Here is a 12721-nt window from a genome sequence, read left to right as displayed (position 1 = left end):
AACACCATTGTTTTTACCAAATCACATTGACCGCTTCATGACCCAATAATTGACTTAATTGTTGTAATAATTCACTGTTCAAACCAATTTGCCATTGTGAGCTGGTTTTCAACTCTGCGCTCACCAACGGATGCTGATAAGCCAAACGCAAACCCACATAGCCTTGACCTCGCTGGCTTTGTAGCAATGCTTGTAAACGATGCGTATCGGTTTGTGGCGTGGTGATTAATGACAAATTACGAGCAAATGCACTGCGAGCACCATCAAAATCATAAATCCCATCCGAATTCAGACGCAAACCACCGCCGCCATTGTATTCATCTCGTGCCACTTTGCATTCAAACAACAATACTTGGTCAGCTTTGAGCAAATGTTGGAAACGCTCATAACTGTTACCAGCAATCACCACTTCCAATTTAGCCGTTTCATCTTCGACTGTCGCAATCGCCATTTTGCCACGGCGACCCATAATAATGCGAATGCCTGTGACAAAACCCGCTACCCATTGCTTATGATCGGCAGGTTTTAATTCTGCCAAATCTTTTTTCGCAAAACCACGAATCACATCACGATAAGGCTTGAATGGGTGACCTGATAGGTAAAAACCAATGGCCTGTTTCTCTTCAGCCAATTGTTCAGAATCATTCCAAGGCGCAGCATATACCATTTCAACCTCAGGCATCGCCGCATCGTCCATCATGTCAAACAAACCACCTTGATTGGCATTGACGGCTTTTTGCTCAGCATAATCCATCGCCAAGCCCACATTCGCTAGCAACATCGCACGATTGGGTTCAATTTCATCAAACGCACCGCCTCGAATCAACGCTTCTACTGTGCGCTTATTCAAATGCTGTTTGCCGACACGTTCACAAAAATCAAACAAACTGGTAAATAAGCCATTTTGGCGCGCGGCAACGATGGCGTTTACAGCCGCCTCGCCCGTTCCCTTAATCGCACCCAAAGCATAACGAATTTGGCGATGAGGCAAAGGCTGAAAACGGTAAAACGAATGATTCACCGAAGGTGCTAAAAAAGTAATGCCGTTGCTTTTACTGATAGCATCGTCGTAAAACACTTTTAATTGGTCAGTATTATCCAATTCCGATGACATGGTTGCTGCCATAAATTCAGCAGGATAATGGTATTTGAGCCATGCGGTTTGGTAAGACACCAAGGCGTAAGCTGCGGCATGAGATTTGTTGAAACCGTAGCCTGCAAATTTTTCCATATAGTCAAAAATTTCATTGGCTTTCTTCTCATCAATCCCATTTTTAGAAGCACCTTCGACAAAAATCGAACGGTGTTGCACCATTTCTTCGACTTTTTTCTTACCCATCGCTCGGCGCAACAAATCTGCACCGCCCAATGTATAACCACCACAAACCTGAGCGGCCTGCATCACTTGTTCTTGGTAAACCATAATGCCGTAGGTTGGTTCCAAAACATTGGCAAGCAAAGGATCTAAGTATTCGAATTTTTCACCATGCATACGGCGGATAAAATCGGGAATCAAATCCATTGGACCTGGGCGATACAACGCGACAAAGGCGATAATCTCCTCAAATTTACTCGGCATCGCCTCCATTAACATGCGGCGCATGCCTGCCGACTCGAATTGAAATACTGCTGTGGTATTGCCTTCCGCAAAAATATGCTTGTAAGTCGGTGCATCGTCTAATGGAATGTGATTCACATCCACGATATCGCCCACACCATCTTTGATGAAATTTTGTGCCATCTCGATGATGGTCAAGTTGCGCAGACCCAAAAAGTCAAATTTGACCAAACCTGCTTGCTCTACATCGTCTTTATCAAACATCGACACAGGCGACGTATCATCGCCTTGCGCTTGGTAGACAGGGCAAAAATCGGTGATTTTACCCGGTGCAATCAATACACCACCTGCATGCATGCCCGTACCGCGAGTCAAATCTTCCAGCTTTTGTGCCAAAACCATCAACTCTTCGGCTTCTTCCGCTTCAATCAGCTCACCAATTTGCGGTTCGGCTTCCATCGCTTTTTTCAAGCCCAAAGGTTTGTTCTGTTCCACTGGAATCAATTTGGACAAGCGGTCACACAAACCAAACGGCAAATCCAATACCCGACCCACATCTCGAATCACTGCTTTGGATGACAGAGTGCCAAAAGTGACAATTTGACTCACCGCCTCATGTCCATAATGGTCACGCACATAATGAATCACACGACCACGGTTGGCTTGACAAAAGTCAATGTCAAAGTCAGGCATAGACACACGTTCAGGATTTAAGAAACGTTCAAACAGCAAAGCATATTTCAATGGATCCAAATCGGTAATTTTCAGCGCATACGCCACCAACGAACCCGCACCCGAACCACGACCAGGACCTACAGGACAACCATTTTGTTTCGCCCAATTGATGAAATCTTGAACAATCAAAAAATAACCCGGGAAACCCATATTAATGATGGTTTTAAGCTCAAAATCCAAACGTGCTTGATATTCAGGATAACGTGCTTCTCGATCGGTTTCATTCGGATACAAAACTGCCATCCGCTCTTGCAAACCCTCATTCGACAAATGTGCCAAATAATCATCCAAGCTCATGCTATCGGGCGTTGGAAACTGGGGCAAAAAGTTTTTACCCAATACAATTTCCACATTGCAACGCTTGGCAATTGCTACCGAGTTTTGCAAAGCCTCAGGCAAATCAGCAAAACGTGCTTCAAATTCATCCGCTGCGACAAAATACTGTGAAGGCTGAAAATTCTTAGGACGGCGCGTGTCTGCCAACACATAACCCGAAGAAATACACACTCGCGCTTCGTGGGCTTGAAAATCATCTTTGTTCAAAAATTGGGCAGGATGGGTCGCCACAATCGGCAAATCCAAATCCTGTGCCAATTGCAAACTGCCTGTCACTGCCACTTCCCATTCGGGCTTTTCAGGCAAACGTTGCAATTCCAAATAAAAACGATTCGGAAACAAAGCAGCCAAAGCTTGTGCTTGTGCTTTAGCCTCTTCCAAGCGGCCTGTAAGCAAACTTTGACCAATATTGCCCAAATGTGCGCCTGACAAACAAATCAAACCCGTATTGTCACCATCAGCCAACCACGATGCTTGGATACGGTAATCCATACGATTGCGCTCTTCATCAACATAAGCACGCGTGATCAATTCGCTCAAACGACGAAAACCATCGGCATCGCGAGCAATCAACAACAAACGGTAATCTTTGCTCTCACCGACATCATCTTCCACCCATACATCCACGCCAATAATCGGCTTAATGCCATTGCTACGGCAAGCTTTGTAAAACTTGACCATACCAAACAAATTCATCAAATCAGACACACCTAAAGCCGCAAAACCTTGCGCAGCAGCATGTTTGACCACTTCTTTGATGCGTATCATTCCATCTTCAATGGAAAACTCTGTGTGCATACGAAGTGGGATATAACGGGGGAATGTCATGAGAGATACCTAATAAAGGCGACCTGAAGTCGCCTAGTTTGATTAATCTTTGTTGCTAGCGAGATTTTCGCCCATTTGGCTTAAAGATGCAAAAAACAGTTTTTGCTGTTCCAGCACTGCCAATTGCGATTGCACCATTTGCAAGTTGAAACTCAACCAAAGCTCCACGCTTTGTAACTCACTGATTTTCTTTTGCACATCTTCTGCCGACATCGGCGGCAAAAACGGGGTCATTTGAGGGTTGGCATTTTGCCAAAATTGCTGCCATAAAGTAAACGGATTTTGATCACTGGTATTCATAACGCTCCTTTATTGTCCAACATGGTTAATCAATCTATTGTAAACCGAGTGATTCAATAAAAGCGTCCTGAAACGTAAAAAAACCAGCTATTTAAGCTGGTTTTTCATATTTGGTTGCGGGGGCAGGATTTGAACCTACGACCTTCGGGTTATGAGCCCGACGAGCTACCATGCTGCTCCACCCCGCGTCAGAAATGTAACTATAGCGCGTCTAGGCTGTTGCGTCAAGTCATTTGTTAACTTATTTCTAATTCCCCATTCAGACCGCTTCTAACCGATACTGTTTTAGCATTTCTAAAATGAAATAAAATATTGCCTTCATCTTTCAAAAATTCAGCCCATACTCCAATCATCAACCAAATGATTCTGCCATTTTTAAAGCTTACTGAATCTTTTTAAGCGACCTGAAATGCAAAAAAACCAGCTATTAAGCTGGTTTTTCGTATTTGGTTGCGGGGGCAGGATTTGAACCTACGACCTTCGGGTTATGAGCCCGACGAGCTACCATGCTGCTCCACCCCGCGTCAGAGGTGTAACTATAACCGTTTTCATACCCCTACGCCAAGTACTTTATTCAATTATTTTCAATCTTCCGTAGATTCTTCTGGCTTCACAAAACGCACACCTGCCAATTGTGAATGGAAAATCGCTGTTTTGATGGTTTCAAGCGCTTTTTGGCGCACAAAATGACGGCGCGCTGCCAACATTACTCGGCGCTCTGGCGCTGGATATTTGAAAGGAATGATGCTGAACAACATGTGATCATTTTCAGTCAAAGAAGTCGCTGGCAACACACTGATACCCAAACCCGATGCCACCATATGGCGAACGGTATTGATGGAGCTGCCTTGCAAAGTATTGGTCAAACCTTTAATACGCTGACGGCTCGCCAACTCCACGCAACTGTCCAAGACTTGGTCACGCATGCAATTGCCTTCAGTCAATAACAATACTTGCTCATCTGCCAACTCATTGGTCGTGATTTCATCCATTTCTTCAAATGCATGGCCTTTGGGCGTGATGACAAAAAACGGCTCATCATATAAAGGTACAGTGACCACGCCCGCTTCTTGATAAGGGTCAGCCACCACAATGGCATCTAGCTCACCTTTTTTCAACATATCGGTCAAAGCACCCGTATGATTTTCTTCTAGCATCAATGGCATTTTCGGTGCCAAATCACGCAAAGACACAATCAATTTAGGTAACAAATAAGGTGCAACCGTGAAAATCAGACCCAATTTAAATGAGCCTTCCAATTCATTTTGCTCTTCTTTGGCCAATTGCTTAATCATATCGGCTTCTTCCAACACGCGCTGGGCTTGATCCAAAATACGCAAGCCTGCATCTGTTGGTCGAATTTCATTGCTACTGCGGTCAAACAGGGCTACGCCTAATTCCTCTTCCAACTTTTTAATGGCGATAGATAAAGTCGGCTGGCTCACAAAACAACGCTGCGCAGCACGACCAAAATGGTGCTCTTGCGCAACAGCCACGATATAGCGTAACTCAGTTAACGTCATGAAGAAACTTTCTTAGATTCGGGTAAAGTAATGTTCAATTCCAACATTTCCATATCCCCTTGTTGCTCTTGTGAAATACGAATGTCCTCAGGAGAGATATTGACGTATTTTGCCAATACTTCCAACAACTCTTTTTTCAACATCGGTAAATAATCAGGCGCCTGAGATTGTACACGCTCCTGAGCAATGATGATTTGTAACCGATCCTTGGCAGTTTCTGCCGTCTTTTTTTTGCGACCGAGCAATAAATCGATTAGTGACATTGCCTTATCCTCCGAACAAGCGCTTTAACAAGCCCTTTTTCTCTTCTTGTAAAAAACGCATCGGACGACTTTCACCCAATAAGCGTGCCACCACATCTTTATAGGCTTCAGATACATCGGTTTGGTTCAAATGAATGGCAGGAGAACCTGAATTTGAAGCTTGCAATACGGCACCAGACTCAGGAATCACACCAACCAATGGAATACGCAAAATATCGGTAATGTCTTCTACAGATAACATATCCCCTGCTGCCACGCGTGCAGGCACATAACGGGTAATCAACAAATGTTCTCTAACTGGTTCTTCACTCATTTCAGCGCGACGGCTGCGGCTAGATAAAATACCCAAAATACGGTCAGAGTCTCGCACGCTCGATACTTCTGGATTGGTGGTGACGATTGCCTCATCTGCATAATACAAAGCCATCAATGCGCCTTGCTCAATACCCGCAGGAGAATCGCAAACCACATACTCAAAACCCATTTTCTCAGTCAATTCTTTAAGCACACGACCGACGCCATCACGGTTCAAAGCATCTTTGTCACGGGTTTGAGAAGCAGGCAAAATAAACAAGTTATCACAATGTTTGTCTTTGATTAAGGCTTGGTTTAAGGTCGCTTCTTCTTGAATCACATTGATTAAATCGTAAACCACACGACGCTCACAACCCATAATCAAATCCAAATTACGCAAACCAACGTCAAAGTCAATGACTGCTGTTTTATGACCTTTCAATGCTAAGCCACTGGCAATGCTTGCGCTTGTTGTGGTTTTACCCACGCCACCCTTACCTGAAGTTACGACAATAATTTTTGCCACAGTCATCTATCCTTACTGAGTTTCAATTGAATTAATTTGTTGTTTTATTGTGCGTTCAATGCGCCCACGACCAATTTGTCGTCTTCCAAATACACTTGTATCGCTTTGTTACTTAAATCGGTTGGCAAATCACGTTCAAATGTTCGGTATACGCCAGCGACTGAAACCAATTCAGCTTGCATGTTTTGAATGAAAATGCGGGCTTTTTTATTGCCTGTTGCTCCTGCTAAAGCACGACCACGCATCGGTGCATACACATGAATATTCCCATCGGCAATAATCTCTGCACCCACACTCACCATCGCCAATACAATCAAATCGGCGTTTTCTGCATACACTTGCTGACCTGTACGTATCGGTTGACGAATAACCAAAGTCGGTTTCGCCTCATTATCAGACATAGGCTCAGCCAAACTAGGCTTATCATAAAAACTGGTGATATTGGCCTCTTTGGCCAAGCGATCACTGAGCAATTCCAATTCACCCTCTTGTTTTAAAGGTGCATTGATTACAACAGACTCTACAGTTTCTACAACGGCGGCAGCTTCAGGTGCCAAAGCGGCTGCCATTTGCTCTACGCCTTGCGCCACTTTTTGTTCTACTTGCGGTGCATTCAAAATACTGAATGACAAACCATGTTTGGCAGCCAATTGTGCCGTATTTTCATCAAAGTGACGCAAGCCTACTAACTCAAGACCTTGACGACGAAACAGCCGAATAAATTGATCGACAGGCAATTGACTCAGATCATCTAATTGTTCCAAGTCCAATACAAAAGGCATTGAAGCAAAATCACCCAATTGCTTCAAGCGTTGTTCTAAAGCGGCTTCTAATTGCACAAAGTCATTGCTTTTCAATTGCAAAGACAATACGTCTAAGCGCGCGGATTTCACATCAAATAATGGATTCATGCTGATTCTATTTACAATGTCATGTTTGGCGTCGAAGCGACGATTTTTTAAGTGTTTAGAGTTTACCGTGATAGTGACAAGGATTCAATCAAGGCAGTGATTTTTAAGCAGGCGTCATCACATCCACTATCGATTAACCACGATTTAACCCTTTTACTTGTGCAGCAATTCGCTGAGCCATACCATCGCTAGCACCTTGATGGTGGCGTATAAACTGTTGAGCTTGTTGTTGCATCTCCAGCCGATTGCTATCGTCCTGTAACAAATGGGTGACCACGTCCAACCATTGTGATGCAGTTTGTACTTGTATCGCAACACCAGCTTCCAAAGCAGCGCTGCACGCTTGTGTAAAATTATAAGTAGAAAAACCAAATACAGTCGGCTTGCCACAAGCAATCGGTTCAATCACATTTTGGCAGCCTGTATCGACCAAACTACCGCCCACAAACACCACATCCGCACATTGGTAATAAGCAAACAATTCACCCATGCTGTCACCAATCCAAACTTGGGTTTCAGGACGCACAATGTGTCCATCGCTGCGTTTTTGAGCTTTCAATCCCAATGCTTTGGCAGCTTCAAATACCGCCTCAAAACGCTCAGGATGGCGCGGCACAATAACCAATAAAGCATCGGTTGGCTGTTGCGCCCATGCTTGCAATAACAATTGCGCCTCATCCACGCCTTGCTTGTCCACACGCGTACTGCCACACACCAAAACCAAACGCGAACCGATTTTTTGCTTGAATTCAACACCCAAGTCAATCGCAGCTTGTGGCGGCTCAATATCATATTTGCTGTTACCACACACTTCCACCGTCGATGCACCCAAGCTTTTTAAACGCTCGGCATCGACTTGAGTTTGCGCAAAAATGGCCGTCAACTGAGATACAGCAGGTTGAAACAAAGAAGCGGCTTTCAAATAGCCTTGCAACGACTTTTCCGACAAACGCGCATTGGCCAAAAACAAAGGTATCTGAGAGTGATGGCACGCATGCATCAAATTCGGCCACAATTCCGTTTCCATCAAAATGCCCATGATGGGCTGATGCTCTTGTAAAAACTGCGCCACATAATCTTTGCGGTCATAAGGCAAATAGCGACATTGGGCATGTGGATACAATTGTTCTGCTGTTTCACGTCCTGTCGGCGTCATTTGCGTAAGCAACAACGGCGCATCAGGAAAATATTGTTGTAAAGCGGCAATCAATGGTGCAGCGGCACGGGTTTCACCAACCGAGACGGCATGAATCCAAATCGGTTGACGTACAGGATTGGGCAAAGGTTTGCCAAAACGCTCGTCCCAATGCGCCAAATACGCAGGCGCCATACGAGCACGTTTGCGCAAATAACGTTGAATGATTTTGGGCGCCATACGCCACAACACTTGATACACCGACAATAACATGGCGTGCCCTTTTAATCTTGAAAGCGTCCTGTAAAACATTTACAGGACGCTTATAAAACAAATCCATCCAAATCCATCACTGTTTTTCAACAGGACGAGTATGCGCTTTCTCATATGCTTCACGTGTGGCCTGAGTTTGCTGACTGAAGCCATCAAAACGCTTGCTATAACGCAATTCACCACCGCTGGAATAGCTGCCCACACGACCAATCATTTGCAAAGAGCGGCTAATATAATAAATCAATTTTACCGATGATTCTGCACTGCTTAAACCATATTCATAGCCCAAGCTCAACTGATTGGTCAAACGCTTGCTGACATTGATGACTTGCTCAGCTGCATTCATTTCACCCGTTTCGGTATTGCGAGTGCGGCGGGTTTCCAAACCAATATTGTCCACCACCCCAATTTTATTATTAATGCCACCTGCCAACCATGCACCCGCCGCTGCCGCAATCGCAGCATCATCGCTTTCGCTGTTAGATGGGCGACCTAAAATTAACCAAGACAGTTTGTCTTTGTCGCTCATAGGCTCATCTGCCACCAACACCGTATTAGGGCGCGACAAACTGCCAGTGACTTCCACGCCTGCACCCACAGGCGAAGCTCTGCGCTCTGCTCGTACATTCAATGTCGGATTGGAAAGCTCATCGACAAAAGTAATGTAACCGCGTTGTATCACCAAATCTTGTCCATAAGATTTGTAACGGCCACGCACCACTTGAATCTGTCCATTGGCAGTCACATCTTGTCGCGGCTGCGCCAACAAACGCACTTGACCGCCCAGCAACACATCCAAACCTTGACCATTAAAACGGAAAGCATTGTTCAAATCCAACAACAAATTCAAATGAATCGGTGTGCTGGCATTTTTTTCTTTTACAGGACGCCCCAATACCACCACATCATCACTCAAAGAAGGTGCACTGGATTTTGGAAAATCAAAACGTGCCCTGTCCACTTTCACGCCACCAACCAAACTCAAACCTTTTGCGGGCAAATACGTTAAATCTGCTTCACCACTCACGGTTAATTGCTGTGTCGGTTTCGATAAGGCTTCAAAACGACTCAAAATCAATTTCAAATTCACATCAGGATCAGAACCCAATAAATTAACTTGACCCTTCACTGTCGCAGTACCCGCACCCTCGCGGAAAGTCAAAGCATCAATCATCCAAGATTGTCCTGAAAAATGTGATTGCAATGAACCATTTTTCAAATACACACCACTCGAACGATCTAAAAAGCTTAAATTGGTCCCGCTAAACGGACCAGACAATTGCGGTTTACCTATCGAGCCACTTAATTTCACATTCGCTTCAGCGCGGCCTGTAACCTCCATGCCCACAGGTAAGAAATTGCGCACCGTCGCCAAATTATCAGCCACCACATTCACCGTACCACTCAAAGGCGCATTAGCAAAAACATTGCCATAAGCTTGACCAATGTTGATTTGACCATTGGCACGCGCATATTGGGTCACCAAATCAATTTTGGTATTGATGCTGCCATTTTGAAAACGCGTATCGGTTTGCAAACGACTCAAACCTAATTTTTGATTGCGCTGCGGCAAAGTCACGTCGCCAGATTGACGCTGCAAGCGCAAAAAGCCATTCATATTTTGGCCATAAGACATGTCCCAATCACCGCCAATAATGACATTTTGCTCAATTGGGATTTGTACCAAATTGTTAATTTCACGAATATCCAAGCCCGAAGCCGAACCTTTGGTTTGCAGACCTTTGCCAGCTTCCCAAATAAAATGATTCAAATTCAAACTGCCGCCCATTAAACCCCAAGAAGCGCTGCTCAACGCCACTTTCTGTGCCCCTGCTTCTAAAGCCATGCGGTTGTTCAAACGGGCATTGAATGCACCGCCAATATCCAAAGTGGCAACCGTTCCTTTCCACTGCATCTCATCATTCAGGCCGCCTTGTGCCGCCAAATTCAAACGATAAGGCTGCTTATCTAAGCTCAGGCTGCCATCGGCTTTGATATTGTGATTGTTACCTGTTCCCGCCACATTGACATTGATTTGGTCAACCAAAGTCGTACCAAACTTCAAAGCATTGCCATTGACACTGATATTCAAAGGCGCGCTCATGGTGGGCGATGCTTTCACATCGAAACGTGCTTGTTGCACTGCCACAGCATCTTTAAAACGCAGATTTTGTGCTTGACCTGCCAATTGAATGTCCAGTTTTTTAGGGTCGCCTGCCAAATGACCTTTGGCAGTCAATAAGCCACTTAAACCGAAACCAAATTGATCCAAACGCGGTGCATGAATATCCACATTCAATTTGTCGCCCGCTTTGCCTATGCTGCCATCGGTTTTAATGCGATTGCCATCAAGCAACACACTCAAATTGGCACGACTTAAATGTTGATTGCTGACAACCACATCACCTGTGCCACTGAGTTTGGCTCCCGACAAACTGCTGTTACCCAAATCCAATAAAGCCTTAACCACAGGTTCACCTGCCAAAGTTCCCAACGCACGCACATCCAAATTCACATTGCCTTGCGGATAATCTTTGGACAATGAAGCAGGATTAAAACGATGACTGACAGCCGCAATTTTAAAAGCTTGGTCTTTGTACAAATTCATTTGTCCTGCAAGACCAATACTACCGCCATCAGGCGTGGCAATATGTGCTTTAGAAATCTGCAAGCTTTGTTGACCATTTTGACGATCAACCAACATATTAAAGCGGCCTGAAGAACGCAAGCGTTCGGTCTTCAAACGCCAATCTGCTTGCGGGCTATCGAATTGACCTGTGACTTCAATGTCGCCTGCCAACGTGCCTTTCATCGGATTGTTCACAATATCAGCCAGCGTGAGTTGACTGACATTCACATCCAAATCCAATACAGACTGCGCCGCATCCACCACGCCTTTCACCGCAACTTGACCTTGATGCAGTGTCCGTATATTCGATGAGGATAAAATTACTTTCCCTTCTCGATCTAATTTAAATTGCGTATCAATGGATTGAACAGGAATACCATTTGCATCAATATGCATCGGCTTACTGTTCAACACTTTCAGGACGCCTTGCATTTCATTGGTGCCAGCAATAGGTTCAATACCCACTTCCAGTTCAATTTGCGCCTCGGGCAAGCTTGGAATGATGGTTTTAGGGTTTAAGCCTTTGCCATTGACATTCAAAAAAGAAAATTGTTGGTTTAATGTTTTGGCAAATGGATGCAACGCACCATCTACATTCAATATCACACCTTCACCACTGAATTTGCCATTGACCGTCAGATTGTCCAAATCACCACCCACAGCAGCATTGCCTTTGACCGTGATGCCATCTCGACTACCCATCACATTCAACTTGGCATCGGTTGCAAAAGGTTTATTTTCGTTAAGAGAAACATAGCCATCAGCCAAACCAAACGTGCTGTCCAAGCTGTGAATATTCAAGCGATGTGGCTGACCTTGCTCATAGTGATAGCTTAATTGTGCTTGATTTAAAATAACACTGTGTTCTTTACCAAAAGTAATGGCATGAATATTCACTTCATCCAAATGCACATTCACTGGCAAACGCAATTTTTCTGGAAATTTGGCCTCTTGTTTGGGTCTAGGCTCCGTTTCAAATACTTCAATGTGCATTTCACCGATATCCAAACGGCGCACATGTATGGTCTTAGAAAACAAAGCATTGCTCGCCCAATCTAACTCCAAATGATTCAAATGAATGTTGGCGCTTTCCGTTTTCACTACCCAGTTATTACCATTGAATCCATTCCAAACGGTACCTGATACCTTGTCCGCTTCAATTTCTACACCAAACCAAGCAGGAATACGGAATAAAGTAAAACGCAAACCCGACTCTGTACGCGTCAGCCAAAATAAAGTCGACACAACCAAAACCACGACCAATAAAATAGCCACCAAAAAACGCAACCACCAACGACGGGGCTTTTTAGGTGGTTTAGAAGGCGTTTCAGGCAATGCGACAGCAGCGTCTGTCTCATTATGGGAATGCATACACAATACTCGCAGTTAATAAAACAAGATTCAGGTCAG

8 protein-coding genes and 2 tRNA genes are annotated in these 12721 nt (G+C 44.6%); all 10 read right to left on the bottom strand.

Annotation, left to right across the window (positions count from 1 at the left end; all coding sequences use genetic code 11):
- Positions 1-13: 13 nt before the first annotated feature.
- Entirely contained in the window at positions 14-3457 is a 3444-nt protein-coding gene (gene dnaE, locus ADP71_RS11885; RefSeq protein WP_026353694.1) for a DNA polymerase III subunit alpha, read from the bottom strand.
- Between the two features lie 42 nt (positions 3458-3499).
- Positions 3500-3757 carry a PhaM family polyhydroxyalkanoate granule multifunctional regulatory protein gene (locus ADP71_RS11880; RefSeq protein WP_019959352.1) on the bottom strand — a complete coding sequence of 86 codons (258 nt, stop codon included), beginning with the start codon at positions 3755-3757 and terminating at the stop codon, positions 3500-3502.
- Between the two features lie 111 nt (positions 3758-3868).
- Positions 3869-3945: transfer RNA gene (locus ADP71_RS11875), tRNA-Met, on the bottom strand.
- Positions 3946-4204: 259 nt separating this feature from the next.
- A tRNA-Met gene (locus ADP71_RS11870) sits at positions 4205-4281 on the bottom strand.
- A 60-nt stretch (positions 4282-4341) separates the two neighbouring features.
- Positions 4342-5280 carry a LysR substrate-binding domain-containing protein gene (locus tag ADP71_RS11865; protein WP_019959353.1) on the bottom strand — a complete coding sequence of 313 codons (939 nt, stop codon included), beginning with the start codon at positions 5278-5280 and terminating at the stop codon, positions 4342-4344.
- Entirely contained in the window at positions 5277-5543 is a 267-nt protein-coding gene (gene minE, locus ADP71_RS11860) for a cell division topological specificity factor MinE (protein WP_019959354.1), read from the bottom strand. The genes ADP71_RS11865 and minE overlap by 4 nt, the downstream gene beginning before the upstream one ends.
- A gap of 4 nt (positions 5544-5547) precedes the next feature.
- Positions 5548-6363 (bottom strand): septum site-determining protein MinD, encoded by an 816-nt coding sequence (gene minD, locus ADP71_RS11855; RefSeq protein WP_026353695.1) that lies wholly within the window; start codon positions 6361-6363, stop codon positions 5548-5550.
- Positions 6364-6407: 44 nt separating this feature from the next.
- On the bottom strand, positions 6408-7274 hold the full coding sequence (gene minC, locus ADP71_RS11850; RefSeq protein WP_019959356.1) for a septum site-determining protein MinC: 867 nt from the start codon (positions 7272-7274) through the stop codon (positions 6408-6410).
- A gap of 133 nt (positions 7275-7407) precedes the next feature.
- Positions 7408-8682, bottom strand: coding sequence for a lipid IV(A) 3-deoxy-D-manno-octulosonic acid transferase (waaA, locus tag ADP71_RS11845; RefSeq protein ID WP_104932250.1), 1275 nt, complete (start codon positions 8680-8682; stop codon positions 7408-7410).
- 76 nt (positions 8683-8758) lie between these two features.
- The gene (locus ADP71_RS11840) at positions 8759-12682 is read right to left on the bottom strand and encodes a translocation/assembly module TamB domain-containing protein (protein ID WP_171461174.1); all 3924 of its coding nucleotides are present in this window, start codon (positions 12680-12682) and stop codon (positions 8759-8761) included.
- Positions 12683-12721 lie beyond the last annotated feature (39 nt).

It is taken from the genome of Vitreoscilla sp. C1 (assembly GCF_002951955.2).
GTDB classification, from domain to species: Bacteria; Pseudomonadota; Gammaproteobacteria; order Burkholderiales; family Neisseriaceae; genus Vitreoscilla; species Vitreoscilla stercoraria.
Note: the sequence above shows the minus strand (reverse complement) of the source record. Positions and strands in the feature narration are given on the sequence as shown.

Coding starts and splice junctions, on each gene's coding strand:
- dnaE (WP_026353694.1), bottom strand. CDS start 3,457: ATGACATTCCCCCGTTATATCCCACTTCGTATGCACACAGAGTTTTCC.
- ADP71_RS11880 (WP_019959352.1), bottom strand. CDS start 3,757: ATGAATACCAGTGATCAAAATCCGTTTACTTTATGGCAGCAATTTTGG.
- ADP71_RS11865 (WP_019959353.1), bottom strand. CDS start 5,280: ATGACGTTAACTGAGTTACGCTATATCGTGGCTGTTGCGCAAGAGCAC.
- minE (WP_019959354.1), bottom strand. CDS start 5,543: ATGTCACTAATCGATTTATTGCTCGGTCGCAAAAAAAAGACGGCAGAA.
- minC (WP_019959356.1), bottom strand. CDS start 7,274: ATGAATCCATTATTTGATGTGAAATCCGCGCGCTTAGACGTATTGTCT.
- waaA (WP_104932250.1), bottom strand. CDS start 8,682: ATGTTATTGTCGGTGTATCAAGTGTTGTGGCGTATGGCGCCCAAAATC.
- ADP71_RS11840 (WP_171461174.1), bottom strand. CDS start 12,682: ATGCATTCCCATAATGAGACAGACGCTGCTGTCGCATTGCCTGAAACG.